The 25,249-nt window shown below is 64.7% G+C and carries 25 protein-coding genes; 14 read left to right on the top strand and 11 right to left on the bottom strand.

Going from position 1 to position 25,249, the window contains the following annotated elements:
* Nucleotides 1-18: 18 nt before the first annotated feature.
* The 3 genes from FME68_RS07530 to groL all read left to right on the top strand — a co-directional run bounded on the left by FME68_RS07530 (nucleotide 19) and on the right by groL (nucleotide 2,737).
* Nucleotides 19-447 (top strand): hypothetical protein, encoded by a 429-nt coding sequence (locus FME68_RS07530; RefSeq protein WP_049157036.1) that lies wholly within the window; start codon nucleotides 19-21, stop codon nucleotides 445-447.
* A gap of 355 nt (nucleotides 448-802) precedes the next feature.
* Nucleotides 803-1,102, top strand: a complete 300-nt coding sequence (groES, locus tag FME68_RS07525; RefSeq protein WP_167595557.1) for a co-chaperone GroES — start codon at nucleotides 803-805, stop codon at nucleotides 1,100-1,102.
* Between the two features lie 18 nt (nucleotides 1,103-1,120).
* A complete protein-coding gene (groL, locus tag FME68_RS07520; RefSeq protein ID WP_158397011.1) occupies nucleotides 1,121-2,737 on the top strand; it encodes a chaperonin GroEL in 1,617 nt (538 codons plus the stop codon).
* Between the two features lie 297 nt (nucleotides 2,738-3,034).
* Here groL and FME68_RS07515 read toward each other — a convergent pair whose 3' ends face one another.
* On the bottom strand, nucleotides 3,035-3,334 hold the full coding sequence (locus FME68_RS07515; protein ID WP_046648418.1) for a WhiB family transcriptional regulator: 300 nt from the start codon (nucleotides 3,332-3,334) through the stop codon (nucleotides 3,035-3,037).
* Between the two features lie 350 nt (nucleotides 3,335-3,684).
* Here FME68_RS07515 and FME68_RS07510 point away from each other — a divergent pair, with 350 nt between their 5' ends.
* Together FME68_RS07510 and FME68_RS07505 are read left to right on the top strand one after the other, a co-directional pair.
* The gene (locus FME68_RS07510; protein WP_158397009.1) at nucleotides 3,685-4,302 is read left to right on the top strand and encodes a sigma-70 family RNA polymerase sigma factor; all 618 of its coding nucleotides are present in this window, start codon (nucleotides 3,685-3,687) and stop codon (nucleotides 4,300-4,302) included.
* A gap of 92 nt (nucleotides 4,303-4,394) precedes the next feature.
* Nucleotides 4,395-5,237, top strand: a complete 843-nt coding sequence (locus FME68_RS07505) for a hypothetical protein (RefSeq protein ID WP_328287772.1) — start codon at nucleotides 4,395-4,397, stop codon at nucleotides 5,235-5,237.
* Between the two features lie 89 nt (nucleotides 5,238-5,326).
* On the opposite strand, the gene FME68_RS07500 is transcribed toward FME68_RS07505, so the two are convergent.
* Complete coding sequence (locus FME68_RS07500) at nucleotides 5,327-5,701, bottom strand: DUF5319 domain-containing protein (RefSeq protein ID WP_046648414.1); 375 nt, start codon at nucleotides 5,699-5,701, stop codon at nucleotides 5,327-5,329.
* 149 nt (nucleotides 5,702-5,850) lie between these two features.
* Here FME68_RS07500 and guaB point away from each other — a divergent pair, with 149 nt between their 5' ends.
* Both guaB and FME68_RS07490 read left to right on the top strand, forming a co-directional pair.
* The gene (gene guaB, locus FME68_RS07495) at nucleotides 5,851-7,365 is read left to right on the top strand and encodes an IMP dehydrogenase (protein WP_158397007.1); all 1,515 of its coding nucleotides are present in this window, start codon (nucleotides 5,851-5,853) and stop codon (nucleotides 7,363-7,365) included.
* A 9-nt stretch (nucleotides 7,366-7,374) separates the two neighbouring features.
* Nucleotides 7,375-8,571: a GuaB3 family IMP dehydrogenase-related protein gene (locus FME68_RS07490; protein ID WP_158397005.1), complete on the top strand. Its 1,197-nt coding sequence runs from the start codon at nucleotides 7,375-7,377 to the stop codon at nucleotides 8,569-8,571.
* A 62-nt stretch (nucleotides 8,572-8,633) separates the two neighbouring features.
* Here the strand turns inward: FME68_RS07490 and FME68_RS07485 are convergent, their stop codons facing one another.
* On the bottom strand, nucleotides 8,634-9,617 hold the full coding sequence (locus tag FME68_RS07485; RefSeq protein ID WP_187357531.1) for an EamA family transporter: 984 nt from the start codon (nucleotides 9,615-9,617) through the stop codon (nucleotides 8,634-8,636).
* A 74-nt stretch (nucleotides 9,618-9,691) separates the two neighbouring features.
* Between FME68_RS07485 and FME68_RS07480 the strand changes: the two genes are divergently transcribed.
* Nucleotides 9,692-10,618 (top strand): LysR family transcriptional regulator, encoded by a 927-nt coding sequence (locus tag FME68_RS07480; RefSeq protein WP_046648409.1) that lies wholly within the window; start codon nucleotides 9,692-9,694, stop codon nucleotides 10,616-10,618.
* A 24-nt stretch (nucleotides 10,619-10,642) separates the two neighbouring features.
* A complete protein-coding gene (gene guaA / locus FME68_RS07475) occupies nucleotides 10,643-12,211 on the top strand; it encodes a glutamine-hydrolyzing GMP synthase (RefSeq protein ID WP_046648408.1) in 1,569 nt (522 codons plus the stop codon).
* A 548-nt stretch (nucleotides 12,212-12,759) separates the two neighbouring features.
* Here the strand turns inward: guaA and FME68_RS07470 are convergent.
* From FME68_RS07470 to FME68_RS07460, 3 genes are read right to left on the bottom strand one after another with little or no spacing between them, the layout of a single operon-like run.
* A complete protein-coding gene (locus tag FME68_RS07470) occupies nucleotides 12,760-13,929 on the bottom strand; it encodes an HNH endonuclease signature motif containing protein (RefSeq protein ID WP_158397000.1) in 1,170 nt (389 codons plus the stop codon).
* Between the two features lie 33 nt (nucleotides 13,930-13,962).
* A complete protein-coding gene (locus tag FME68_RS07465) occupies nucleotides 13,963-15,081 on the bottom strand; it encodes a threonine aldolase family protein (protein WP_158396997.1) in 1,119 nt (372 codons plus the stop codon).
* Nucleotides 15,082-15,092: 11 nt separating this feature from the next.
* Nucleotides 15,093-16,148: a PspC domain-containing protein gene (locus FME68_RS07460; protein ID WP_158396995.1), complete on the bottom strand. Its 1,056-nt coding sequence runs from the start codon at nucleotides 16,146-16,148 to the stop codon at nucleotides 15,093-15,095.
* A gap of 113 nt (nucleotides 16,149-16,261) precedes the next feature.
* Between FME68_RS07460 and FME68_RS07455 the strand changes: the two genes are divergently transcribed.
* Entirely contained in the window at nucleotides 16,262-17,410 is a 1,149-nt protein-coding gene (locus FME68_RS07455; RefSeq protein ID WP_158396993.1) for an ATP-binding protein, read from the top strand.
* 2 nt (nucleotides 17,411-17,412) lie between these two features.
* Nucleotides 17,413-18,066 carry a response regulator gene (locus FME68_RS07450; protein ID WP_070680521.1) on the top strand — a complete coding sequence of 218 codons (654 nt, stop codon included), beginning with the start codon at nucleotides 17,413-17,415 and terminating at the stop codon, nucleotides 18,064-18,066.
* Nucleotides 18,067-18,091: 25 nt separating this feature from the next.
* Here the strand turns inward: FME68_RS07450 and FME68_RS07445 are convergent, their stop codons facing one another.
* On the bottom strand, nucleotides 18,092-18,502 hold the full coding sequence (locus tag FME68_RS07445; RefSeq protein ID WP_158396990.1) for a hypothetical protein: 411 nt from the start codon (nucleotides 18,500-18,502) through the stop codon (nucleotides 18,092-18,094).
* A 59-nt stretch (nucleotides 18,503-18,561) separates the two neighbouring features.
* Here FME68_RS07445 and imuA' point away from each other — a divergent pair, with 59 nt between their 5' ends.
* Together imuA' and FME68_RS07435 are read left to right on the top strand one after the other, a co-directional pair.
* The gene (gene imuA', locus FME68_RS07440; RefSeq protein ID WP_070511383.1) at nucleotides 18,562-19,245 is read left to right on the top strand and encodes a DnaE2-dependent mutagenesis accessory factor ImuA'; all 684 of its coding nucleotides are present in this window, start codon (nucleotides 18,562-18,564) and stop codon (nucleotides 19,243-19,245) included.
* The gene (locus tag FME68_RS07435; RefSeq protein WP_328287771.1) at nucleotides 19,242-20,786 is read left to right on the top strand and encodes a DNA polymerase Y family protein; all 1,545 of its coding nucleotides are present in this window, start codon (nucleotides 19,242-19,244) and stop codon (nucleotides 20,784-20,786) included. Before imuA' ends, FME68_RS07435 begins: the two co-directional genes overlap by 4 nt.
* Before the next feature lie 5 nt (nucleotides 20,787-20,791).
* On the opposite strand, the gene FME68_RS07430 is transcribed toward FME68_RS07435, so the two are convergent.
* Nucleotides 20,792-21,445, bottom strand: coding sequence for an AMIN-like domain-containing (lipo)protein (locus FME68_RS07430; protein WP_083312713.1), 654 nt, complete (start codon nucleotides 21,443-21,445; stop codon nucleotides 20,792-20,794).
* Between the two features lie 98 nt (nucleotides 21,446-21,543).
* Between FME68_RS07430 and FME68_RS07425 the strand changes: the two genes are divergently transcribed.
* Complete coding sequence (locus tag FME68_RS07425) at nucleotides 21,544-22,428, top strand: ferredoxin family protein (RefSeq protein ID WP_158396988.1); 885 nt, start codon at nucleotides 21,544-21,546, stop codon at nucleotides 22,426-22,428.
* Nucleotides 22,429-22,446: 18 nt separating this feature from the next.
* On the opposite strand, the gene FME68_RS07420 is transcribed toward FME68_RS07425, so the two are convergent.
* Genes FME68_RS07420 through FME68_RS07410 form a run of 3 tightly spaced genes read right to left on the bottom strand, consistent with a single transcriptional unit; the run spans nucleotide 22,447 to nucleotide 25,170 of the window.
* The gene (locus tag FME68_RS07420; RefSeq protein WP_046648398.1) at nucleotides 22,447-23,127 is read right to left on the bottom strand and encodes a methionine ABC transporter permease; all 681 of its coding nucleotides are present in this window, start codon (nucleotides 23,125-23,127) and stop codon (nucleotides 22,447-22,449) included.
* Nucleotides 23,124-24,263: a methionine ABC transporter ATP-binding protein gene (locus tag FME68_RS07415; protein ID WP_439329290.1), complete on the bottom strand. Its 1,140-nt coding sequence runs from the start codon at nucleotides 24,261-24,263 to the stop codon at nucleotides 23,124-23,126. The genes FME68_RS07420 and FME68_RS07415 overlap by 4 nt, the downstream gene beginning before the upstream one ends.
* 16 nt (nucleotides 24,264-24,279) lie before the next feature.
* Entirely contained in the window at nucleotides 24,280-25,170 is an 891-nt protein-coding gene (locus FME68_RS07410) for a MetQ/NlpA family ABC transporter substrate-binding protein (RefSeq protein WP_070545972.1), read from the bottom strand.
* Nucleotides 25,171-25,249: the final 79 nt, after the last annotated feature.

The raw sequence follows: 25,249 nt of genomic DNA, 5'->3' as shown, positions 1-25,249 counted from the left end.
CAAGGAGCTCACACCGCTATGACCACTGGATTCCTCGTTAACCCTGACCTGTCCCGTCGCATCATCGAGTTTGAGCTCGAACAGGCAAATCAATTCCTCGGTGGTACCACTGAGGATCGCGTTTCCGTGGCCTTCCAGGATGATGGCCAGACCTACGCGGCGTTGTTCAACCCGAACGCGAAGGCTGACGACGCCGACCCGAACCCGGTGGCCTCCCTGGCCCGCAACGCCGCCGCTACCGGCAACTCTGCTTTCCTGCAGGACCCGATCCGCTCCATCTGCGGCCCGGTCATCTTCGTCACTGCCGACGGCGACGACAAGAACATCGACGAGGTCGTCGAGGCCGTGGAGCACGGCATCCGCGCGGTGAAGAACTACCGCGAGGATAACCCGGAGGAATACAACCTGTGGCGCGCGGCCGTCATCAACTCCGATAAGCAGGTTTAAATCCCTAACTCCCATAGGCAGGCCGAGGGTGCGTTAGCGCAGCCCTCAGGAACCCAAGGACGCGACGGCTCGTCTCGAGCCCGAGCGTCTTTGGTGGTTTTCGGGACTCTCTCCGGTTCTATTGGCCGAGGTTGTGGCGGAAAACATGACAACTCTCGCGCGCGTGAGGGCGGCGTTCGCGGAGGGCGAACGGGTTAGCGGCCCGGGCTGTTGAGGGCTAGCAGTCGCGAGGGTAGAGTGCTAGGCAGGTTGTTTTGACCCACAGTTGTTCACCCGCGACGACGGCTGTGCTGGGCTACCCACAACCGGCACACGCGCGTCCACGTGGACGCGCATTAAGAACACTTTGGAGGAAATCATCATGGCAAACATCAAGCCGCTGGAGGACAAGGTCCTCGTCCAGATCGTTGAAGCTGAGACCACCACCGCGTCCGGCCTGGTTATCCCGGACTCCGCGAAGGAGAAGCCGCAGGAGGCCACCGTCGTAGCCGTTGGCCCGGGCCGCACCAACGATAAGGGCGAGGTTGTCCCGGTTGGCGTTAACGAGGGTGACACCGTCATCTTCTCCAAGTACGGCGGCACCGAGCTGAAGTACGACGGCCAGGAGTACCTCCTGCTGTCCGCTCGTGACCTGCTCGCTGTCATCGAGAAGTAAAAGTAGGCGATTAACCCTATGCCAAAACTGATTGCATTTGACCAGGAGGCCCGCGAGGGCATCCAGCGCGGTGTAGACACGCTTGCCGACGCCGTCAAGGTCACCCTCGGCCCCCGCGGCCGCAACGTCGTGCTGTCCAAGGCCTTCGGTGGCCCGACCGTCACGAATGACGGCGTCACCATCGCCCGCGACATTGACCTCGACGATCCTTTTGAGAACCTCGGCGCCCAGCTGGTGAAGTCCGTGGCCGTCAAGACCAACGACATCGCCGGCGACGGCACCACCACCGCCACCTTGCTGGCCCAGGCACTCGTCTTCGAAGGCCTGCGCAACGTTGCTGCCGGCGCTAACCCGGTGGAGCTCAACAAGGGCATCGCCGCGGCGGCTGAGAAGGTCGTCGAGGAGCTCAAGAAGCGCGCCACCCCGGTGAACTCCTCCGCGGAGATCTCCCAGGTTGCCACCGTGTCCTCCCGCGATGCGGAGGTCGGCGAGATGGTTGCCGGCGCGATGGACAAGGTGGGCAAGGACGGCGTCGTGACCGTCGAGGAGTCCCAGACCATCGAGTCCACCGTGGACGTTACTGAGGGTATTTCCTTCGACAAGGGCTACCTCTCCCCGTACTTCGCAACGGAGGAGGAGACCTACAACGCCGTGCTTGACGACGCCGCAATTCTCCTCGTCTGCAACAAGATCTCCTCCCTGCCGGACTTCCTGCCGCTGTTGGAGAAGATCGCGGAGTCCTCGCGCCCGACGCTGATCATCGCTGAGGACATCGAGGGCGAGCCGCTGCAGGCACTCGTCGTGAACTCCATCCGCAAGGTCCTCAAGGTCGCCGCCGTGAAGTCCCCGTACTTCGGCGAGCGTCGCAAGGGCTTCATGGATGACCTGGCTGTTGTCACCGGTGCTACGGTCGTCGACCCGGAGGTTGGCATCAACCTCAAGGAGGTCGGCCCGGAGGTTCTCGGCTCCGCACGTCGCGTCACCGTGTCCAAGGAGGACACCGTGATCGTGGATGGTGCAGGTACTGCAGAGGCCGTCGAGGAGCGCCGCGAGCAGCTGCGTCGCGAGATCGAGCGCACCGACTCCACCTGGGATAAGGAGAAGCTCGAGGAGCGTCTGGCCAAGCTGTCCGGTGGCGTTGCCGTCATCCGCGTTGGTGCCGCTACCGAGACCGAGGTCAACGAGCGCAAGCTGCGCGTTGAGGACGCCATCAACGCCGCCCGCGCGGCCGTCGAGGAAGGCGTTATCGCTGGGGGCGGCTCCGCGCTGGTCCAGATCTCCCAGGAGCTTGAGGCCTTCGCCGAGGGCTTCGAGGGCGAGGCCAAGGTAGGTGTGCTGGCCGTAGCCCGCGCGCTAACCCGCCCGGCCTACTGGATCGCCGAGAACGCCGGCTTGGATGGTTCCGTCGTCGTCGCCCGCGTTGCCGAGCAGGCCAACGGTGAAGGCTTCAACGCCGCCACCCTGGAATACGGCAACCTGCTGGAGCAGGGCATCATCGACCCGGTGAAGGTCACCCACTCCGCAGTTGTTAACGCCGCCTCCGTGGCCCGCATGGTGCTCACCACCGAGGCTTCCGTGGTGGAGAAGCCCGCCGAGGAGGAACCGGCACAGGCAGGCCACGCGCACGCCCACTAAAAGCGCGGGGAAACAACGTTTCTCCGGGAATAGCAAAGAGCTACAAGAAAAGGCCCGTCGCCCAAGCCCCGTACGTGGGGAAGGGGCTGCGGGCCTTTGTCCTGTGCCCGGCCGGTCTGTGCCTTCACCGGCCGGTGAGTAATTGTTCTAAGGGCCTAGCCACGTGATGCTCATGGGGGTGTGGGCACGGAGTGCGGGGGCACGGCGCGAAGATCATCGGCACGACCGGGAAGTGATGCTACTTAAAGAAACATCGCGTTTGACCCAGCCACGGCTGCGAGACGTGAAGCGAGGGGCTTAGGCGCTGACGGTGGCGTGAGCGTCGCGCGAGCGCAGAGCTACGACGCGCTCAGATTCACTCATGCCACCCCACACGCCGTAGGGCTCGCCGGAGGCCAGGGCATGTTCGCGGCACATTTCGATGACTGGGCAGGTGTGGCAGATCGCCTTGGCGCGGCTTTCGCGCTGAGCGCGGGCGCGCCCGCGCTCGCCGTCCGGGTGGTAGAACACGTCAGAGTTTTCTCCACGGCATGCCCCGTGGAGCTGCCAATCCCAAAAGTCCGCATTCGGCCCGGGGAGCAGGAAGGACTGAGACACGTTCGATTCTCCTTAATCAAAGATAGAGCGCCCGGGTGCGCATCGTGCTGTGGGCAAGCCTTTGCACGGGGTGGCGCCCTGAGCACCGGGGCGAGGTGAGACGAGATAGAAGTGTGTCCCCCTTGGGTAAACGGCGCGTTACGCAATGCTGACATGTAGGTGTAGCAAGCCGAAAACTCTCACTTTTACCCTTGATGACCTGCACCTACATCTAAGATGAACGGTGTATGAACTTTTCTCATAGCCGTCGAAGGGCGGGGAATAGGCCCGTCGTTTCGGGTTTCAACCAAAGGTTGTGACATGATGTTCGTGCAGAATATGAACTAATACACCAAGCAGAACAAGCAAGGATGGCAGTGGCTACTCAAGCTACAGACGCGAGCGGCTCCTCAGCGGCGTCGAAGCGCGACAGCGATAAGGAACTAGCGGACCTCGTTCCGCTCGCTGTCGACGGTAGCCGCCGCGCCCTACAGCGCATCATGCGCATTATTCACCCGCAGGTCCTGCGCTATTGCCGCGCCCGCATCGGCGGCCACCGCCAACCGACGGCAGAGGATGTGGCGCAGGAAATCTGCTTGGCGGTGGCGACGTCGATTGGCACGTACAAGGACAAGGGTCGCCCGTTTATGGCCTACGTGTATGGCATCGCTGCCCACAAGGTGACCGACGCCCACCGCGCCCTCAGCCGCGATCACACCCACCCCACGGACGACGTCCCGGAAGACGCCGCTGAGGACGCTACCCCCGAAGAATCCGCTCTGGTCATGGACGGTAGTAACAGAGTGCGGGCCATGCTCGATACGTTAAGTGACAAGGCCCGGGACATTATCATTTTGCGTGTGTTCGTGGGGCTGTCGGCAGAGGAGACCGCAGAAATTGTGGAGTCCACCCCTGGCGCAGTCCGCGTGGCACAGCATCGTGCACTGGCGCAATTGCGCAAATCCCTCGACTCGCACGAGACGCAATGAACCAGCAGTGGGGCTAGCACAAGCTAGCAGTGAGCCATCGGCACTTGGCACCGATAAGTTAAGAATTTCTCTATCAAGGAAGGGAGGACATCGTGGCAAAGAAGGACCAGCCTCAGCAGGGCGTCGCTGAGCAGCTGCAGCCTTTGGTTGATGATGATGCATTCCTCACCACTCTCTCCGAAGGAACGGATCCCTCCGATGGCGGTGATGAGCTGGCAGAGCTCCTGCTGGAGTTGCGCGGGGACGTCGAAAAGCAGATGCCCCCGGCCCCGCTCATTGAAGGCGCGGACGAAGAGCCGGAGGTTATTTCCCTGGATGCGGCACGTCGCCGTCGTCGGGGCAAGCCATTCATCCACGGCCTCATCGGCGCGGCCGCAGCTACGCTGCTGATCGCGGGTAGCGGAGCGGTGGTCGTCAACGCCGGCCCGGGATCGCCGCTTTATGGCGTGAATCAGTCGCTCTTCGGCACGAACAATGAGGATGTGTCCGTAGTGGAGCTCGCTGGAACGCTCGACGAAATGGAAAAGCGTTCCGCGCAGGGAGACATGGACGGCACCCGCCAGTTGCTCGAAGAAGCCCGGAAGATGGTGGACCAGGCCAACCGGGAACGCGAGGCAGAAGCGCCGCGTACGACGAGGCAGCAGCCCCGCGCCACGGTGACGCAGACGCAGACCGTGGAAAAGCCCGTTCCGGTGGAAGAGGAGCAGCCGCCGCAGGAGCCGGCAACCGTCACGCAGACCCAGACTGCGGTGTCCACCGTTGTGGTCACGCAGACGGTGTCGGCCGGTAACCCGCTGAACCCTCCAGCGCCTACTTACCCGGAGCCGAGCCAGCCGGGTGGTGGCGAGCAGCCAACGCCTCCGCAGGGCGATAACTCCGACGGGGATGGTACTGGGGATAACGGCCAACTCCCGCCGCCGCAGTTCCAGCAATAAAACGCACAGAACCTCTCCTTCCCACAGCGGGGAGGAGAGGTTCTTTCGTTGTATAAGGCGCGGTACTTAATCCGCGCCAACCGCGCGCGTTAGTAGCGCGAATCCATGCCGTCGAGGTAGCCCACCGCATAATCCCACGGGACATAGCGCATGGGGTCCGGCTCCGCGCCCGGCTCATGGACGGGGGCGAGCTGGCCTGCCAGCGTGGCCTGCATGTTGGAGGCCATAATGTCCCACTCGTAGAAGTGGTTTTCCTCGCAGTCCTCGCAGAAAAAGAAGATGCCGTCGATGCCGCGCGGGCTGAGAACGCGCGCGAACTCTTGGACCATGGCCAGATCGTGGATGACGGCGAGGCGGTCCTCCTCGGACAGCGGCTCGACGTGGTCCTCCTCCTCGAGGAAGGAAGCTGGGTCGTTAGGATCGTCCGCGAAAGGATCGCGGGGCATGTTGGCGAAAAAGTTCACGTCTGCGAGCCTATTAACTCCGTGCGCGCATAGCAATTCTCTCTCGACACCGATTCGTCCACCCACGGCTACCACTACGGGGCGTCCACGCACTACAGTGAGGGCTACCGCATAAAACTATCTGGTCAGTTTAGGAGAGCCCCACCCTCATGAGCCACGTCCACACCGGCGGAGACAACCCCGACAAGATTGCACTCTACGGCCTTACTTTTGATGATGTTCTGCTGTTGCCGGCAGAATCCAACGTCGTTCCCTCCGAGGTGGATACCTCGGCGCAGTTCACCCGCAACATTCGCCTCGGCGTGCCGCTGGCTTCCGCCGCGATGGACACCGTGACCGAGGCCCGCATGGCCATCGGCATGGCCCGTCAAGGTGGCATTGGCGTCCTGCACCGCAACCTCTCTGCTGAGGATCAGGCGCAGCAGGTGGAAATTGTGAAGCGCTCCGAGTCCGGCATGGTGACCGACCCGGTCACCGCCACCCCGGACATGACTATCGACGAGGTGGACACGCTGTGCGCGCGGTTCCGGATTTCGGGTCTGCCGGTCGTCGATAAGCAGGGCACCCTCGTGGGCATCTGCACCAACCGTGACATGCGCTTCGAGCCGGATTTCTCCCGCAAGGTCTCCGAGATTATGACCCCGATGCCGCTGGTTGTGGCCAAGGAAGGCGTCAGCAAGGAGGAGGCGCTGGCGCTGCTGTCCGCCAACAAGGTGGAGAAGCTGCCCATCGTCAACGATGAGAACAAGCTCGTCGGCCTCATCACCGTCAAGGACTTTGTCAAGACTGAACAGTTCCCCAACGCCTCCAAGGATTCTTCCGGGCGCCTGCTCGTGGCGGCGGGCATCGGTACCGGTGAGGAGTCCTACCAGCGCGCGGGCCAGCTTGTCGACGCCGGCGTGGACGTCCTCGTCGTCGACTCCGCCCACGCCCACAACAACCGCGTGCTGGAGATGGTCTCCCGCGTGAAGAAGAACTTCGGTGACCGCGTTGACGTCGTCGGCGGCAACCTGGCCACTCGTGCTGCGGCCCGCGACATGATTGAGGCTGGTGCCGACGCCATCAAGGTCGGCATCGGACCGGGCTCCATTTGCACCACGCGCGTCGTGGCGGGCGTAGGTGCCCCGCAGATCACCGCCATTATGGAAGCTGCAGCCGTCGCTGGCCCGGCGGGCGTGCCGGTTATCGGCGATGGCGGTATGCAGTACTCCGGTGACGTCGCCAAGGCCTTGGCAGCCGGCGCCGATGCCGTCATGCTGGGCTCCATGCTGGCCGGCACCACGGAAGCGCCGGGTGACATCGTCGTGGTCCAGGGCAAGCAGTACAAGCGCTACCGCGGCATGGGCTCCATGGGTGCCATGCAGGGCCGCGGCCTGACGGGTGAGAAGCGCTCCTACTCCAAGGACCGTTACTTCCAGGCCGACGTCAAGAGCGAGGACAAGCTGGTGCCGGAAGGCGTGGAGGGGCGTGTGCCTTTCCGCGGTGATATCGATGCCATCGTCCACCAGATTGTGGGCGGCCTGCGCGCCTCGATGGGCTACACCGGCTCCGCCACCTTGGCTGAGCTCAAGACCAAGCAGTTTGTCCAGATCACCGCTGCGGGCCTCAAGGAGTCTCACCCGCACCACCTTCAGCAGATCGTCGAAGCTCCGAACTACCGCTAAGGACTAACAATGCGCGATTACGTAGAAATCGGCGTCGGCCGCGAGGCACGCCGCACCTATGACCTGAACCAGATCTCCCTGGTGCCGACTCGCCGCACCCGTTCCTCCAAGGATGTGGACACCTCGTGGCACATCGATGCCTACACTTTTGACGTGCCGTTCGTCTCGGCGCCGACCGATGCGCTGGCCACTCCCGAGTTCGTTATCGAGATGGGCAAGCAGGGCGGCCTCGGTGTTATCAACGCAGAGGGCTTGTGGGGCCGTCACGAGGATCTGGAGGGCGCGATTGCCCGCGTGACGGAGAACTTCGGCGACCTGTCGACGCTGCAGGAGCTGCACGCGGCACCGCTCAACGAGGAGCTGCTGGCCGAGCGCATCGCACAGGTGCGCGATTCCGGCGTGACCGTCGCCGTGCGCGTGTCCCCGCAGCGCGCCCGCGAGCTGGCGCCCGTGGTTATTAAGGCGGGCGCGGAGCTGCTGTTCATCCACGGCACTTTGATTTCCGCCGAGCACGTGCAGACTGGCGGCGAGCCGCTCAACTTGAAGGAGTTCATCGGCTCGCTGGATACCCCGGTGATTGCCGGTGGCGTGGCGGATTACACCACGGCGCTGCACCTGATGCGCGCGGGCGCTGCGGGCATTATCGTTGGCTCCGGCGTGAACACCAACCCGGAGACCGTCGGCATCGATATCCCCATGGCGACGACCATCGCGGATGTTGCGGCCGCACGCCGCGACTACTTGGATGAGACTGGGGGCCGCTACGTGCACGTGCTTGCCGACGGCGACATCTTCACCTCCGCAGACATCGCCAAGGCCATTGCCTGTGGCGCCGATGGTGTCGTTCTAGGGCCAGTGCTGGCCCGCGCGGCGGAGGCCGGCGGCAAGGGCTGGTACTGGCCGTCCACGGCCGGCCACCCGCGTTTCCCGCGCGGCCTCATCGAGCCGATTGGCGTGGCCGATGCCCTCCTGGGCACCGGCACTTCTGGCGCCGATGCTTTTGACGCCGCTGCTTCTGGCAACGCAGCTTCTGGCACCGCCGAGGATGCCTCAGCGGGTGCGCCTTCGTTGGAGGTCGTGCTCCATGGCCCGTCCAACGAACCGCTGGGTGAGCTCAACTTGGTTGGCGGGCTGAAGCGCGCCATGGCAAAGTGCGGCTACACGGATCTGAAGTCCTTCCAGAAGGTTGGTCTGGCCGTCCGCTAGCCCTGCAGGCGCAGCTTCCCCCGTTGGGGCGCTGCGCCGCTCAGCCTGCCTCGGGACGGAGTTTACTTCGCTGCCTCGGCGTCCTTTGTGCTGAGCACTGGACTCACTGCTGGATCAGAGCTGCGATTGCGTGGCTTGTGAAACCGCGGTAGCCGGGGCTTCTTCAGGCGGCGTGGGCGCAGTGCCACCTTGCGGAAAACCACGCGCCCGCGCGCCGGCGCCATGGTTTGCAGCACCGAGGCCACCACCACCAGCCCGATAGCTGCCAGCTTGAGCTGAGAAATATTCTGTGAAAGCAGAATCCAGCCAAAGAGCGCGGCGAAAACGGGCTCCAAAGCGATCAAGATGGAAAAGACGTTGGGGGCGAGCCTGCGCAGCGCAATGAATTCCAACGAATAGGGGATGAGCGAGGCCAGCACGCCCGTGCCCAGGGCAAACAGCAATAGGGTGGGGTCGCTGGCCAACGCCACCGCCCCGCGCCCACCCACTGGCAGGAGCACGAGGCCGCCGATGAGGAAAGCCATAGCCAAGCCGTCTGCGCCGCTAAAGAGCGCACCCGCCTTCTTGCTGGCCAGGATGTAGGCAGCCCACATCGCCCCGGCACACAGCAAGAAGAACACGCCACGCAGGTCGAGGGGGTCTCCGTTGAAGGAATCCAGGCCCATTAGGCCCATGCCGAGAAGGGCGAGGGCGACGCAGGTGGCGTCGCGAAGCGAGCGGGAGAGACACGCCGCCAGCAGCAGCGGGCCGAGGAACTCGATGGTCACGGCAGGCCCCAGCGCAACCAGCTCGATGCCGGAATAGAAGAAGCCATTCATCAGGCCCAGAGTGAGACCGAAAATGGTGGCAGAGATCCATTTCTCGCGGCTCCATGTGCGCACGCGCGGTCGCGCAATGGCGAGCAGAATCACGGCGGCGAAAAGCAGACGCAGCGAGGCAGTGCCCCACGGGCCGCCAATGGGGAAAAGCTGGATGGCGAGGCTCGCTCCCAACTGGAGCGAAATGCACGAGCCGATGACGCACAAAACTGCAAACGGATTGGTCATGCAGTCCATTGTGGGGCGGGAAGAACTGTTAGTCTATCTACAGTTTTTAACACGTACCTGTTAGGGATTCTGTCATGTTGGATCTGCACCGTTTGCGCATTCTCTACGAGCTGCAACGCCTCGGCACCGTCACTGCGGTGGCGGAATCGCTGCGCTATACGCACTCGGCAATCTCCCAACAACTGGCGCAGTGTGAGAAGGACGTCGGCGTGGCGCTCTATGAAAAGGTCGGCCGGCGCGTGCGTTTGACGGAGCAGGGGGAAATCCTTGCGTCTTATGCTGAGCGGATGCTCGCGTTGGCGGATGAGGCGGAGTCGCAGGTCATCGCATCAACCAATGCGGTGCGTGGCACGATTAAGGTCACGACGTTTCAAACCATCATGTCCTCGCTGGTCCCGCGGGCGCTCACGGAGCTGGCCAGGGAGTACCCGGACCTGCGCGTGCAAATCATCCAGCGCGAAGCCGAAGGCGCGATGGAGCTGCTGGCGCGCCGGGAGGTGGACCTCATCCTGGGTGAAGAGTACGAGTCGGACATGCCCGCCACGGATGAGCACACCCACCGGGAGCTGCTTCTCGACGACCCCCTCCGCCTCATCACCCCACTCACCGGACCCTGGAGCGAGTTGCGATTGGAGGATTTTGCAGCGTTCGATGACGAAATCCCTTTTGCCATGGACCCGGAGGAGTTTTTGTTGGGGAGGTTCGTCCACCGGCTGTGCCGCAGGCATGGGTTTAACCCCAGTGTGCTCTATGAAACCCCGGACCCGTTCCTGCACGCGCACCTGGTGCGTACGGGCCACGCGGTGGCGGTGATCTCGGACCTTTTTCTCGAAGAGATCGAAGGCGTGCGTGTGGTTGCCTTGCCTGGTAATCCCACCCGCACGCTCTACACCGCGGTTCGCGCTGGGCGCGAGGGACACCCAGCCTTGCGGGCGTTTCGGGCAGCGTTGAGCAAGGCAGCTGCCACCGCGAAAGATTATGGGCCACTCCCTGCGGTCTAGGGTGCGGGTTCTTGCGTTAAACTGATGACCGTGACTAACCCAAATACAACCCCGCGTCCTGTCCTCGTGGTGGACTTTGGCGCCCAGTACGCGCAGCTCATCGCCCGGCGCGTGCGTGAGGCCAACATCTACTCCGAGGTTGTCCCCAATTCCGCCTCCGTGGAGGACATCAAGGCCAAGAACCCGGCCGCGCTGATCCTTTCCGGTGGCCCGTCTTCCGTATACGCGGACGGCGCCCCTGCGCTGAAGCCGGAGCTGCTCGAGCTCGGCATCCCGGTCTTTGGTATCTGCTACGGCTTCCAGTCCATGACCCAAGCCCTGGGCGGCACCGTGGCCTCCACGGGTGCCCGCGAGTACGGCCGCACGGACATGACCGTGTCCGGCGGCGTGCTGCACAAGGGTCTGGAGGACACCCACAAGGTGTGGATGTCTCACGGCGATTCGGTCACGGAAGCCCCGGAGGGCTTTGAGGTGACCGCTTCCTCCGAAGGCGCTCCCGTGGCAGCCTTCGAGTGCCTGTCCAAGCAGATGGCCGGCGTGCAATACCACCCGGAAGTTCTTCACTCGCCGCACGGCCAGGAGGTGCTCACGCGCTTCCTGACTGAGGTAGCAGGCTTGGAGCAGAACTGGACCGCGGAGAACATCGCGGAGCAGCTCATTAACGATGTGCGCGAGCAGATCGGCGAGGAAGGCCGCGCAATCTGCGGCCTGTCCGGTGGCGTGGATTCCGCCGTGGCCGCAGCCCTCGTGCAGCGCGCAATCGGTGATCGTTTGACCTGTGTCTTCGTCGACCACGGTCTGCTGCGCGCGGGCGAGCGTGAGCAGGTGGAGAAGGACTTCGTGGCGTCGACTGGCGCCAAGCTCATCACCGCTGATGAGCGCGAGGCTTTCCTTTCCAAGCTGGCCGGTGTGACCGAGCCGGAGGCCAAGCGTAAGGCCATCGGTGCGGAGTTCATCCGCTCCTTCGAGCGCGCCGTCGACCAGGCCCTGGACGGCCAGGATGCCGCCTTCCTGGTGCAGGGCACGCTGTACCCGGACGTGGTGGAGTCCGGTGGCGGTGACGGTACCGCGAACATTAAGTCCCACCACAACGTGGGCGGCCTGCCTGACGACGTCGAATTCGAGCTCGTCGAGCCGCTCCGCCTGCTCTTCAAGGATGAGGTGCGCGCGGTTGGCCGTGAACTGGGCCTGCCGGAGGAGATCGTGGCGCGCCAGCCCTTCCCGGGCCCGGGCCTGGGTATCCGCATCATCGGCGAGGTCACCGAGGAGCGACTCGAGACGCTGCGCCAGGCGGACCTCATCGCGCGTACCGAGCTGACCAACGCTGGTCTGGACGGCGAGATTTGGCAGTGCCCGGTGGTGCTGCTTGCCGACGTCCGCTCCGTCGGCGTCCAAGGCGATGGCCGCACCTACGGCCACCCGATCGTCCTGCGCCCGGTGTCCTCCGAGGACGCCATGACCGCCGACTGGACGCGCCTGCCGTACGACGTGCTGGAGAAGATTTCCACCCGCATCACCAACGAGGTTAAGGAAGTCAACCGCGTGGTGCTCGACGTGACGTCGAAGCCGCCGGGAACCATCGAGTGGGAGTAAGCGCAGCCGAAAGGCACTGGGACACGCACTGTAGCAGTGCAGTGGAGTATCTCAGTGAGATAGCTCGGTGGTAGAAAGCGGGCAGCGAAGCAAACTCCCAGACGCTGTGTAGCGCGGCCGCGCCTTGAATTAACAGGGCGCGGCCGCGTTCCCCGTTTTCGATCCCCGGCACTCAGCTCCGCGGAATGGGGGCAGATGGCGCGGTGCCAGGCTCCTGCGTACCCTCCAGGGGGTGGTCGCGACAGGCGCCAGTCTGGATGGCGTTAGCGTGCCCGTTGCCAGTATCGACGGCGTTAGTACGCACGGCACAAGGACGCATACCTCTATATCGCGCGCGCGAGTAGCCGCACGCCGAGCAAATTTTCTCAGCGAGCGGCTGGTTAAAGCGGCTGTGTGCCGTAGGGTGTCTCCGGCTGGTGGGGCTGCGGAGCGGCAGCCTGCGACCGGTTGGTTCGGCGGAGCGGTGACCCGCGAGCCGCTGAACCATTGAGCCGGCGGGGTGGCGCTTCCACCGTGAGATCAGGGCGAAGTCTACGGACTAAAAGCACTCATGAACTCGGTGGCGGGTCCGGAGGTTCGCCGGAGTTATGCGGTGGCGCGCCGGAGACAGGGGCTGGTGTCCCACGCGGCGTGGTGCGTGGGTCGGGCGGGCCGGATGTCGACGAACCTGACGATGCGCGAGCTGGCCCCGGAGCGGAGCGCGGCGGGTGGGCCGGGCTTTCAATGGGAATCGGCGGGCCGGCCCACGGCGGCAGGTAGTGCACGCGGCCATCGATGCGGTCGAGGTGCCCGCGGCCGGTGGGCTTTTCCGGATCATCGTCATTGACCGCGTTGTGATACGCACACAGTGGCACCAAGTTGGCCATGTTTGTCGGCCCGCCGTCCTGGAAACGGGTGAGGTGATGAATTTGCGAATCCTCCGCGGGCGCGTTGCAACCCGGCCACGCGCACGTCGGGTGCTCCGCAGACAGCGCGAGGCGCTGCTTGGTGTTGGCGAAACGGCTCGCCATGTACAGGTTCACGGGGCCGTGGTGGGGATGGACGAGGGTGATGAGGCCGACGTCGGCAAGCTTTTCGCGCACGAACTCCGCACCCGTCATCGTGGCCCCATTGGTCAGCTGTAGTTCAATCTCTTCGCCATCACCGTCGACTATGCGGTCGAGTTCATCCAATCGCACGATGACGTTGGACTGCAGCTTCTGGCCGGAGCCACCCCCGCCGCGGAACACGGTATGCGCCGCGGTGAGCAAGTCCTTGTCAGTGGTCTTAAGCACGGCCAGCAGCTTAGAAATATTGAGCGAGGAATCCGTAATGCTCAGCGTGTGGTTGCGGCCCGCGCGCCGCGTCACTCGCACGCCTGGGGCGGGGTCCTTGGGCGGGCGCCATTCTTTGAGCTTTGCCTTCGCCACCATGGGGATTTTCTCCCGCGGGGTGGCAGCTAGTAGCTGGCGCAGCTCCCAGGCCCTGCGGGCTTTGAGCTTGGAACAATAGCGCTCGATATCGAGGAGCGTGAACACGTCGTGGCCCGTGCGGCGGGCCTTGCGCTGCCGGGAGCGGAACATTGTGTCCCCGAAATACACCGCGTGCAGTCCTAGGAGCTTCTCCGCGAAATCCGGCCGCGCACCCATCTCAACCAGCTGAGCGCGCGTGACACCGGCGCATTGCTCGACCACGTCGAGCCCGCGCGCTAGTGCTTGAATGTAACCCCCCAGTTGCATAGCTCACAGCCTAAACCAGGTTGGGCAACCTCGCTACTTGAGCGCAGAAATCGCAGCGCAGAGCTTATCGACGTCCCCCTCTTCCGTCGACCACGCCGTACAAAAACGCACCACGCGTAGCCCCTCGTGTTCTTCGAAGAACTGGCACACGAAGTCCTGCGCGAGCGTCTCTTCCTGCTCGCGTGTCAACAGCGCGAATTGCTGGTTGGTAGGGGAGTCAAAGAGCATGTCGATGCCTGTGGTGCGGAATGCCTCGGCTATGCGCTGTGCTTGAGCATTGGCGCGGGCGCAGATCTGCTCGTAGAGGGTGGTTGCAGCTGTGCCGGTGACCTCAGTGTCTGGGGTAGTTGCGCTAGCGTCTGCGTAGGAAGCGTTGGTTCCGGGGAGTGCATCGGCGGATCCACGAGGGGCGCTCAAGAGGGCGGCGAATTGCGCACCGAGCAACCAGCCCTTGGCCAGCAGGCCACCGTTTTGCTTCATCGCATTGCGAAAGCGCGGCGCACCCGCGGGGAAGACGATGGCTTCGCCGAAGAGGGCGCCGCATTTGGTGCCGCCGATGGTGAAGACGTCGACAAGCGCGGCCAGGTCCGGCAGGGTGATATCCGAAGCGGAGAGGCCATAGCCGAGGCGGGCGCCGTCGACAAACAGGCCCAAATCGTACTCGTCGCAGACCTCGCGCAGGGCCACGAGTTCGTCGCGGGAATAGGCGGTGCCGAACTCGGTGGGCTGCGTGATGTAGACCAGTGCGGGCTCCGGCATGTGCTCTTCCACCCCGGAGGCGCGGTACTCATCCATGCAGGCGCGAACCTGCGCGGCGGTGATTTTTCCCAGCTGGTTCGGCAACGTGATGACCTTGTGCCCGGTGTGCTCGATGGCGCCCGTCTCATGGGTGGCGATGTGCCCGCTATCCGCCGCGATAACGCCTTCCCAGGGGCGCAGGCGGTGGGCGATGATGGTGGCGTTGGCCTGCGTGCCACCGACCATGAAATGCACCTCAGCGTTCGACGCCTGGCAGGCAGTGCGGATGCGCTCAGCGGCCGTGGCGCACAGCTCGTCGGCGCCATAGCCGGCATAAGCCCCACCCGCCCCCGCGATGGCTTCAAGGATGCGGGGGTGGGCGGAGCGGTGGTAGTCGTTGCCGAAGTGAATCATGGTGAGCCAGTTTAGCCGGTGACCGTGACTTCGCCGATGCCTGCGTCGATGTGAATGTTCAACAGCGCGTCAGGGTCCTGACGTTCGGTGCAGTTGCTCTCGCCCAGGCCGTCATCACAGGTCAGCGCGACGGGGATGTCCTTCGGGAGGATGACCTCGACGGCGCCGATGCCGGCGTCGACGGTGACGTCGTGCTCGTCTTTCAGTTCGTGGAGCTGGCTGAAGTCCACCGTCGATTCGCCGATGCCCAGGTCGTAGTATTCCTCGAGTTCATCTTCATGGGTGGGCGCGATGTGTTGAGAACCGACATTGAAGCGGGCGCTGAAGCCGGATTCTTCGTCGGCCTCGGTAACGAAGGAGACCCCAAGGAAGGTGATCGTTAGAGCAGCGCCGACGGCACCAAGCGCAATCGCGCCCTCGACCCACTGCGAACCGCGTTTCTTTGTCGGTTCCTCCCGCGGGCCCGGCTCGGGTAAGTCCCAGGCATCGGGCACCACACCGAGTGGATCCCAGGACGGCGGGGTCCTGCGGCCGGGCGGGAAGGGGTGGCCGTCTGCCGGAGTATAAGGGTTGAGGTTGACAGGTTCCTCGCGCACTGGCTGCTCGGCAGCCAATAGCCCGCTGGGCGGTAGCGGTTCGCGTTGGTGAAGGGCGTACCATGCCAGCGCCAACAGCCCGAAGGTCAGCACAGCGGGCGGAAGTCCGGCGAGGGATTGTCCGCTGAGGAACAACGGGCCGGAGCTAAACGTAAGAAGAACACCGACAATCAGAATCCAGCCGAGCTCTTGTTCCTCCTTGACACCATCCTTGCCCAAGGCAGCATCGAGCGGGCAGTAGGGCGAGCCAAAGCGCGGCATGAGCGCCCACGCGGCGAGGTAGGCGGCGATGCCACCGCCGAAGGCGAGTGACGCGACCACGAAGGCCACGCGCACGATCGTGGGGTCGAGCTGGTAGCGCACCGCAATGCCTTCGCAGACACCAGCGATGTGCGCGTCACCGCCCTGTTTCTTGGGAAGGCGGACGGGGCGGGTCGTCCACATCTGGTTGAGCGTGCTGTTCTTCGTCATACTTTTATCGTGCCGCGTGGGGCCTTGCGGCGGTATCGGTAATCGCCCTGATTTTTCAACCTCAGGGTTGTCCCTGATGTGCCCGAGGGATGGGGCGTGGGACCATAGCTAGTATGACTTCGCCCTATGTGCCCGCAGAAAACGCGGCGCCTTATCCCGTGATGTCGCGCCCCCAATCTGGCCGCGTGGTCGCCGGCGTGGCGGCGGGGCTGGCACAGAATCTGGGGGTTTCGGCGCTCTCCGTGCGCATCGCTTTGACCGCGTTGACCCTGCTGGGCGGGGTGGGGGCGATGGCCTATGCCGGTCTGTGGATCTTCACGCCCGCGCTTGCCGACGCCCCCTCCGCCCGCCGCAGCCCCCTCTCCGTCGGGTTGGTGCTCTTGGCGCTGGCGGGTAGCGCGGTGGGCGTGTTGGGGGTGTCGGGGGCGTCGCTAAGCGCGGCGGTGCCGTTGGCGGTGGTGGCCATCGGCGCGGTGTTGGCGTGGTTGGCCTATGACCGTGGTCTGAACACGCCGGTGGGCCTGGTTGCCGTGGCGGCGGGTGCCGTCCTGGTCATCGGTGGCGTCGTGGTGGCGGCGGTGACGTGGGAAAGCGGATCGGGTTCGGCGATCCTGGCCACGGCGCTCACACTTGTGGGCTTTGGTGCGTTGGTGGTGCCGCTGGTGCTGAAGCTCTGGCGTTCGCTGTCGCAGGAGCAGGCGGCGAAGGCGGTCTCCGAGGAGCGCGCCGAGATTGCCGCCCGCCTGCACGATTCGGTGCTGCAGACGCTGGCGCTGATTCAGAAGAGAGCGGGGGATCCGCGCGAGGTGACGCGTTTGGCGCGCGCCCAAGAACGCGAGCTGCGCGCCTGGCTTTTCGACGCCCCTTCTGCCGCCCCCACCACCTGCTTCGGCGCCCTCGAGGCGGCGTGTGGGGAGGTAGAGGATCTCTTCGACATGCGGGTATCCGCGGTGACGGTGGGTGAGGACACGGAGCTGACAGACTCCGCGAAGCTGCTTATTCAGGCCGCGCGTGAAGCGATGGTGAATGCCGGCAAGCACGCAGGCGTGGACGTGGTGGATGTCTACGCGGAGTTGTTAGCGGGCGAGCTGAGTATCTTTGTGCGCGACCGCGGGGTGGGTTTCGACGTGGAGGATATTCCCGCTGATAGGCACGGGATTCGTGACAGTATTCGCGCGCGCGTAGAAGGATCTGGTGGGCGCGTGCGGATTTCCTCGACCCCGGGGGAGGGCACCGAGGTGGAGCTCGCGGTAGCGTTATGAGCATGGTGAAGGTCTTTTTGGTTGATGATCACTCCGTCTTTCGCGCGGGCGTTCGCGCGGAGCTGGCGGCGTCCTCGGAGATTGAGATCGTGGGCGATGCCGGGACCGTTGCGGAGGCGCTGGAGGGCATTGCGCGTACCTCCCCGGACGTGGTGCTTCTCGACGTCCACATGCCCGACGGCGGTGGCCTCGCCGTTATTAACGCGACGGCTAATCAGCCGGCGCGGCCGGTGTTTTTGGCGCTGAGCGTGTCGGATGCGGCGGAGGACGTGATTGCGCTGATTCGGGCGGGCGCGCGCGGGTATGTGACGAAGAATATTTCCGGCCCGGATCTGGCCGAGGCGGTGGTGCAGGTGCACAGCGGGGATGCGTATTTCTCGCCGCGCCTGGCGGGTTTTGTCCTCGACGCTTTTGCTTCCGGTTCGCCCGCGCCGGAGCCGGAGGAGGGACAAGACCCGGCGGTGGATGCGCTCACGCGGCGCGAGCTAGAGGTCTTGCGGTTGCTTGCGCGCGGCTATACGTACCGCGAGATTGGCAAGCAGCTGTTTATTTCGGTGAAGACGGTGGAAACACACGCCTCCAATATTTTGCGCAAGACCCAGCAGTCCAACCGCCATCAGCTCACGCGCTGGGCCACCTCGCGCGACCTGGCTTAAACAGCCTGGCCTAGGCGGGTTGGGTTTAGGCAGGGGGTGCGTAGGCGAGCTTGCGGGAGCCGTCGACGTGGGGAAAGAGCAGGAAGGCCGCGCCTGAAACGAGCACCCACACCAGCGCGCTGCCCCAGGCAGGCAGCGCGAGGAGTGGGGAGAACATGACCATCAACCACAGCACCATAAGCGGGATGAGCTGTGCCGCGTTGGGCAGCATGGTGACGTTGTGGCGCTGGGCATAATCACGCAGGCCCGCGCGGTAGGGGTGTAGGAGTACGAGCGCGCAGGCCGCGAGGAGGAAGAGCAGGCTGAGCCCCAGCGCGAGACCGAAGTGGATGCGGCTGGTACCCACCGCCACGGCGGCACCAGCCAACAGTGAGGAACCGAGTCGCACCCACAGCGGAGTGGGGATTGGGGTGGTGTGCGTGCGGAGGGGATTCATGGCGCCTAACGCTACCAGCGCAATTGCGCGCGTCCGGAGAGAGGTTCATAATAGGAGCCATGAATCAAACAGGTGTTCGTGTGGTGGGCGGATCGCAGGCCGAGCAAATTGCGGTCCTGCGCGCCCAGATTCAACGCCTGGAAACCCCGGATGTTGCCGCGCAGGTGCAGCCGGAGGTGGAGCTTCTCGGCGTCCCCGAAGGGCTATCTGAGCTGCTCCCGGGCGGTGGCCTTCCCCGCAAGCGGGCAACCGTCTGTGCGGAATGTGCCGCTCTCGTGGTGGAGCTGATATCCCATGTTAGCGCGGCGGGCGGACACGTTGCGGTGGTGGGCTGGCCCGATCTCTCACTCGCACAGGTGGTTGAGGATGGAGATATCTCCCGGGTCATCGCGGTGCCCGAACCGGGCGCGGAGCCCTGGGCGGTGACCGGCGTGCTGTGTGAGGGACTGGACCTGGTGGTGCACAAAGGCACAGGCGAGCTGAGCCCCACCCGGGCGCGCCCCGTGCTGGCGAAGGTGCGAGCAGGGCAGGCGGCCCTGCTCACCGTGGGAACCCGGCTGCCAGGAACGGCGATGGAGATAGGTGCGGAGGTCGTCGCGGTGCATGGCTTGGGCCGGGGCAGCGGGCGTATTTGGGGAGTTGATATAGGGGTGCGGGTGGCGTCGGCAAGCATGCGCCCGCGCCGTGGAGTGCTCACGTGTGGGCAGCGTCTGGACGCGCGCCCACGCCTGGAGGTCGTGTGAGGGTCGCGGCGCTGTGGTTCCCGGATTGGCCTATCCAGGCGCTGCAGGACGCCGACAGGGCAGCGTGCGCTATCGCCGCCCAGCACCGCGTGGCGGTCTGCAACGCGGCGGCGCGCCGGGCGGGGGTGCGCCGCGGGATGCGCGTGCGCCAAGCCCAAGCCGTCCTGCCGGAGCTGCGCGTGGAGGAGGTCAACCCGGACCGGGACGGGGTGGTGTTCGCGGAGATTGCCGCGGGGCTGGATGCGGTGGCCTCCTCGGTGGAGGTGCTGCGTCCGGGCCTGGTCATCGTGGACGCGGGCGCGGCCGGGCGTTTCCACGGCAGCGAGGCGAAGGCGGTGGAGATGCTTGTCGACGCCACCGCCAGATCCCACCTCGACGCCACCGTCGGCGTCGCCGATGAGATCGCCACCGCGCTGATTGCCGCGCGCCACCACAACCTGGGCGCGGTAGTCCCGGCAGGCGGCTCGCGCGACTTTCTGGCTCAGCAGCCGGTTGGAGTATTAGCCGCCGAGGTGGCGCTGGGGTGCGCGGCGGATGTGGTGCACGCCTTGGAGCAGCTGGGCGTGCGCACGTTAGGGGAGCTGGCGGGCCTGCCGTTGCGCCAAGTCACCACCCGTTTCGGCGAGGCTGGACGGCGGTGCCACGCGGTGGCCGCGGCCGCACCGGATCGGCGCGTGGCGCCGGAGCTTGCACGCCCGGACCTGGGCGTGGAGCAGGGCTTCGAAGAACCCTTAGAGCGCGTAGACGCCGCGGCCTTTGCCGCGCGCCAGCTCGCGGCGCGCCTGCATGTGGTGCTCGATGAGGCCGGCGTGGTGTGTCTGCGGCTGCGCGTTGCCGCGGAGTTCGAGGGCGGCGAGCGTTTGGAGCGGATCTGGCGTACCCAGGAAGCGCTCAGCGAGGCCGCCACGGCGGACCGCGTGCGCTGGCAGCTCGATGGCTGGCTGAGTGCTGCGTGGGCGGGGAGTGCGCCGGGTGAGGGAGGAGGCGTCGTCAAGCTGGCGTTGGAGCCGGTGGAGGTCGCCCCGCCGGGGGATGGACTCCTGTGGGGCGCAGGCGAATCCGCGGAGCAGGCCAAGCGTGTCATCGCGCGGGTGCAATCCCAGCTGGGGGTGGACCGCGTGCTGCAGCCTCGCCCGGCGGGCGGGCGTGGGGTGGCCGAGCGCATCGAGTACGTCCCCTATGGCGAGCAGCGCGATCCGCAGCCGGAGGGCACCTGGCCGGGGCGCATCCCGGCGCCGCTCCCGGCGAGCCTGGCGCACCCGGCCGCGCGGATTCGGCTTATCGACGTCTCCTCGAAGGAGGTCATCGTCACCGCCGAGGCCCTCCTTTCCGGGGAGCCGGCGGGTCTGGGATGGGGGTGCCACCGCTACCGGGTGACCGGTTGGGCCGGCCCGTGGCCCGTAGACACCGGGTGGTGGGAAGCAGGCGCGGCGCAGCGCTGCGCGCGTCTGCAAGTCGTCGGAGAAAACGAGAAAGGCCAGCGCGCCTGGCTCCTCGTGTGGGCAGGCGGGCGCTGGTCTGTGGAGGCAACCTATGCCTGAACGGCTTAATTCAAGATGTCGATGACCAGGCGCGTCGGCCCCGTGAGCACCTGAACCGAGTACGGGTGGCGTTCATTAAGCCCGATAACGAACTGCGAGCGGGCCTCGAAAGTGCCGCCGCTGACCACCTGGGTCACCAGCCCGCCGGCGCCGTTTACGGTGCCGATATTCGGGTCTTCCATATCGAGCTGGAAGGGATAAGCAGTGCCGTCGATGCTGACGTCGAGCGCGGTGGAACCCTTGAAAGGAATCGGGTTGCCGGAGCCCTGCTGGGCGGGGGCATCGGTGTAATCAATGAACCAGCCCGGTGAACCGTTCCCGACGAATTCGAAGACCACGCGGTCAAAACCTTCATGCTTGCCCACGCGGACATCGGTCACCACCAGCTCCGAGGGAGCCGGTGGGCGGAGGGTTTTCATCTCCATGTTGGCGTCGCCCAGCGGAGTCAGCCCAGCCGGTGCGGCGGGGGAGGGGGCAGCAGGAGTGACTGTGGCAGTGGAGGTGGAGGCGCCGGACAAGGTAGCGTCGAGAGTCTTCGTGGGGCCGTCGGTACCGCCGTCCGAGGAGGAAGACGGAGCGCATCCCTGAAGCACGAGCGCACCCGAGACAACGAGTGCGGCCACGGGGGCGGCTGTGCGCAAGAGATTGTGTTTCGGCATAACTCCGAGGGTAGCGGTACCGCGAGACATTCTATGCATTGAAGTAAACATCGTAACCACATTGTTGTGAAAGGAGTGATACCAGTTAAGATGGCGCCATGACCTTCTGCTCCGATGTCCAGGTCGAGCCCCTGGCTGGTACCGCTAAACAAGAATCTGTTTATGTCCTTTTTGAGTGGCCTACGGCCTGGTCTCGCGACGTGCTGGATGGTCGTACTTTTGGCCCAGGCCTCACCGAGAAGCTCAAGGCCAAGCTCAAAGGCGTGGCGGGCCTGCAGCTCATTCGCCGCCCCGGGCGCGCCGGGCACGAGCGGGGGACGGGGCACTTCCGTTGTTTCGTCGTGTGGGCACGCGAGGGGTTAGTGCAGGATTACGTCCTGAACGGCCCGGAGGACATCCTCGATCTGGATCTGGAGCACCCCACCGGCACGTGCCTGCCGCTGGTGCTCGTGTGCACCCACGCCAAGCGCGATGCCTGCTGCGCAATCAAGGGCCGCCCGCTTGCTGCCTCCCTGGCATGCGAATTTGAGGAGACCGTGTGGGAAACCTCCCACACCAAAGGCCACCGCTTCGCGCCGTCGGTGCTGCTGATGCCGTGGGGCTATTCCTTCGGTCGCCTCAACGTGGAAGCTGGCCGCGAGCTCGTGGGCAAGGCGCTGCACGGCGAGTATTTCTACCCCGCCAACCGCGGTTCCGGCCTCACCACGCCCCAAGGGCAAGTGGCGGAGCTTGCGGTGGCACGCCAGCTTCTCGACGCCTCCGAGCCCCTCCACTACGGCGACCTCACCGTCGACGCAGCGGAAAACACCGCAACGGAAAACCCCGCCGCGCGAAATGGCGTCGTTGTGCGCCACCGTGATGGCCGTGCATGGGACGTAGAACTCGAAGAAAAAGAGGCCTCCGGCGTCGTCTCCTCCTGCGGAGACGAGCCGAAGACCTCTCGTTTCTATGCCGCGCGCCGCGTCGAAAAGCGCAGCGTATAGAGCACGGGGTCGGCGCGGTTAGCGGCGCATAATCTTGGCCGAGAGCCAGTTGCCAAAGAACTGCGCTGCCTGCACCAGCACGATGATGATAAGCGTAGCCACCACGGTGACCTCCCACTCGAAGGCGCGGTAGCCGTAGACGATGGCGAAGTCACCCAAGCCACCGCCGCCGACGTAGCCGGCCATCGCGGACATGTCGACGATGCCGATAAACAGGAAGGTGTAGCCCAGCACCAGCGGGCCGAGCGCCTCCGGAATGATGACCGTGGTGATGATCTTCCACGGCGAAGCGCCCATCGCGCGGGCCGCCTCAATCACGCCCGGATCCAGCGCCACGAGATTCTGCTCCACGATGCGCGCCACCGCGAACGTGGCCGCAATAACCATGACGAACGTGGCCGGCTCGCGGCCGATAGAGCTGCCTAGCACCGCCACCGTCAGCGGCTGGACAAAGGCCAGCAAGATAATGAACGGAATCGGGCGAACAAAGTTCACCAGGATGTTGATGATGAAGTAGATGGGCTTGTTCTGCAGGATGCCGCCTGGGCGGGTGGTGTAGAGCAGGATGCCGAGAACCAAGCCGATGATGCCGGCGATCACCAGGGTGGTGGCGACCATGATGAGGGTGTCCTTGACGGCGTCGACAAGCGTGCCGCCCAGTCGATCCCAATTGGCCTGCGCGAGGTAGGTGACGTTCATCGTTGGATCTCCTCAATGTCGGTGGTGCGTTGCATATGTGCGTAGAAGTCTTCGATGGCGGCATCCGGGCCGTTGAGACGCACGGTGATCTTGCCGAAGGAATGCTTCTGCAGGGTGGTGATGCCGCCGTGGACCACAGCGATGGACACTCCCTCGTCCGCGAGCTTGCCCGCGGCGCCGAAGAAGCCCGACTTTTCCGTCAGGTTGATGGTGAACAAACGTCCTTCGTGGGCCAGCAGGTCATCGGCCTCCACGACGTCCGGGGTGTTGCGCAGCGAGGTGGCCACGAACTTTTCCGCCACCTTGGTCTGCGGATTGGAAAAGACCTCGTAAACGCTGCCGGCCTCGATGACGCGGCCGTTTTCCATGACGGCTACCTTGTCGGCGATGGAGCGCACGACGTCCATCTCGTGGGTAATGACCACGATGGTGATGCCGAGGTCGCGGTTGACCTTGCGCAGCAGGTCGAGCACCTCGTGGGTGGTGGTGGGGTCGAGCGCCGAGGTGGCCTCGTCCGCCAGCAGCAGGGAAGGGTTATTAGCCAGGGCGCGGGCGATGCCGACGCGCTGCTTCTGGCCGCCGGAGAGCTGCTCCGGGTAGTTATCGCCCTTGTCCGCCAGGCCGACGAATTCCAGCAGTTCCTGGACGCGCTGTTTACGCTCTTGCTTGTCGACGCCCTGCAGCTTCAGCGGGTACTCAATGTTGCCCGCCGCGGTGCGGGAGGACATGAGGTTGAACTGCTGGAAGATCATGCCGATGTTGCGGCGGATGCCGCGTAGCTTGGATTCGGGGAGGGGGACGACATCGGTGCCGTCGAGAAGCAGCTGTCCCGAGGTCGGCTTATCCAGGCCGTTGATCATGCGCACCAGCGTGGACTTACCCGCGCCGGAGAAACCGATGATGCCGATGATTTCGCCGGGCTCGACGGTCAAAGAGACATCATCAAGCGCTTTCGTGGTGGTTTTCTTGTTTTTAAAGACTTTGGTGATGTTGCGGAATTCAATCCGGGTGCCCCGGTGGGCGCCAGTTTGTTCAGTCACGTGGGTTTCCTTTGTACGTGTCCGTGTGATGAGTGAGGAGGGAGTAACGGGCAAAATCCCCCGGGTCACGCAATCAAGCGTGAGCGCGGGGGACATGTGGATTACGCGGGGCTTAGACCTGCTCTTCGAGGCGGTCCAGGATTTCCTGGAGCTCTTCCTGGGAGCGGTCGACGGCCACGGCGGTGTCGCCGGAGGACTTCAGGACGGCCTCGGTGACCTTCGGGTCCTTCCACAGCTTGGCCAGCTCGTGAAGGGCCTCGTTGTCGGCGTCGTCGGCGCGCACGGCCCAGACGTTGATGTAGGGCTCAGCCTCAGTGGAGTCGGGGTCATCCTGAGCGACGGCGGACTTCGGGTCAATGCCGGCGCGCTCGAGGAAGGAGTTGTTGATGACGGCCGGCTTGCCCTCTCCGTAGGCGGCCGGGGTCTGGGCAGCATCTACCGGGGTGACCTTAACCTTGGACTTGTCCTCATCGATGTCCAGCGGGGTGGGGGTCAGCGGGCTGTTCTCCTTGAGAGTGACCAGGCCTTCCTGAACCAGCAGGCCGATGGCGCGGCCCTGGTTGGTGGAGTCGTTCGGGATGGCGACTTCCTGGCCCTCGATGCCAGCGAGGTCCTTGTGGTCCTTCCAGTAGATGGCCAGCGGGTAGATCTCGGTGGAGGCCAGCGGGACCAGATCGGTGCCGTTGCCCTTGTTGTACTCAGCCAGGAACTTCAGGTGCTGGAACTTGTTGGTGCTCAGCTGGCCCTGGTCCAGAGCCTGGTTCGGAGTGTTGTAGTCGGCGAAGTTCTCCAGCTTGACGTCGTAGCCGGCTTCCTTGGCCAGGTCCTGGAAGACGGCCCACTCTTCCATGTTGGCGTCGGTGGTGCCGATGGTGATGGTGGAGTCCTTGGTGATGGCCTCGCCGGAATCCTTGGACTCAGCGGAGTCCGAGGAGCAAGCAACCAGGCCGGTTGCGGCGATGACGGCTGCCGAGGTGGCAGCAAGTACGCGACGGATGCTCATGGTGGGTTCCTAGTGTCCCTTCTTGGTTGTGCGGCAAGTCGTGTCACCGCAGGATTTGTGCGCTGCACGAAAAACTAGC

This window comes from Corynebacterium hiratae (assembly GCF_009708045.1).
Lineage (GTDB): Bacteria > Actinomycetota > Actinomycetes > Mycobacteriales > Mycobacteriaceae > Corynebacterium > Corynebacterium hiratae.
Note: the sequence above shows the minus strand (reverse complement) of the source record. Positions and strands in the feature narration are given on the sequence as shown.

What these genes read in the sequence shown, in the direction of transcription:
- FME68_RS07510 (WP_158397009.1), top strand. Translation starts at nt 3,685, where the DNA reads ATGGCAGTGGCTACTCAAGCTACAGACGCGAGCGGCTCCTCAGCGGCG.
- FME68_RS07480 (WP_046648409.1), top strand. Translation starts at nt 9,692, where the DNA reads ATGTTGGATCTGCACCGTTTGCGCATTCTCTACGAGCTGCAACGCCTC.
- groL (WP_158397011.1), top strand. Translation starts at nt 1,121, where the DNA reads ATGCCAAAACTGATTGCATTTGACCAGGAGGCCCGCGAGGGCATCCAG.
- FME68_RS07465 (WP_158396997.1), bottom strand. Translation starts at nt 15,081, where the DNA reads ATGATTCACTTCGGCAACGACTACCACCGCTCCGCCCACCCCCGCATC.
- FME68_RS07485 (WP_187357531.1), bottom strand. Translation starts at nt 9,617, where the DNA reads ATGACCAATCCGTTTGCAGTTTTGTGCGTCATCGGCTCGTGCATTTCG.
- FME68_RS07470 (WP_158397000.1), bottom strand. Translation starts at nt 13,929, where the DNA reads ATGCAACTGGGGGGTTACATTCAAGCACTAGCGCGCGGGCTCGACGTG.
- FME68_RS07450 (WP_070680521.1), top strand. Translation starts at nt 17,413, where the DNA reads ATGGTGAAGGTCTTTTTGGTTGATGATCACTCCGTCTTTCGCGCGGGC.
- FME68_RS07410 (WP_070545972.1), bottom strand. Translation starts at nt 25,170, where the DNA reads ATGAGCATCCGTCGCGTACTTGCTGCCACCTCGGCAGCCGTCATCGCC.
- FME68_RS07425 (WP_158396988.1), top strand. Translation starts at nt 21,544, where the DNA reads ATGACCTTCTGCTCCGATGTCCAGGTCGAGCCCCTGGCTGGTACCGCT.
- FME68_RS07420 (WP_046648398.1), bottom strand. Translation starts at nt 23,127, where the DNA reads ATGAACGTCACCTACCTCGCGCAGGCCAATTGGGATCGACTGGGCGGC.
- FME68_RS07455 (WP_158396993.1), top strand. Translation starts at nt 16,262, where the DNA reads ATGACTTCGCCCTATGTGCCCGCAGAAAACGCGGCGCCTTATCCCGTG.
- guaA (WP_046648408.1), top strand. Translation starts at nt 10,643, where the DNA reads ATGACCGTGACTAACCCAAATACAACCCCGCGTCCTGTCCTCGTGGTG.
- FME68_RS07430 (WP_083312713.1), bottom strand. Translation starts at nt 21,445, where the DNA reads ATGCCGAAACACAATCTCTTGCGCACAGCCGCCCCCGTGGCCGCACTC.
- FME68_RS07460 (WP_158396995.1), bottom strand. Translation starts at nt 16,148, where the DNA reads ATGACGAAGAACAGCACGCTCAACCAGATGTGGACGACCCGCCCCGTC.
- FME68_RS07490 (WP_158397005.1), top strand. Translation starts at nt 7,375, where the DNA reads ATGCGCGATTACGTAGAAATCGGCGTCGGCCGCGAGGCACGCCGCACC.
- guaB (WP_158397007.1), top strand. Translation starts at nt 5,851, where the DNA reads ATGAGCCACGTCCACACCGGCGGAGACAACCCCGACAAGATTGCACTC.
- imuA' (WP_070511383.1), top strand. Translation starts at nt 18,562, where the DNA reads ATGAATCAAACAGGTGTTCGTGTGGTGGGCGGATCGCAGGCCGAGCAA.
- FME68_RS07530 (WP_049157036.1), top strand. Translation starts at nt 19, where the DNA reads ATGACCACTGGATTCCTCGTTAACCCTGACCTGTCCCGTCGCATCATC.
- FME68_RS07445 (WP_158396990.1), bottom strand. Translation starts at nt 18,502, where the DNA reads ATGAATCCCCTCCGCACGCACACCACCCCAATCCCCACTCCGCTGTGG.
- FME68_RS07415 (WP_439329290.1), bottom strand. Translation starts at nt 24,263, where the DNA reads ATGTCCCCCGCGCTCACGCTTGATTGCGTGACCCGGGGGATTTTGCCC.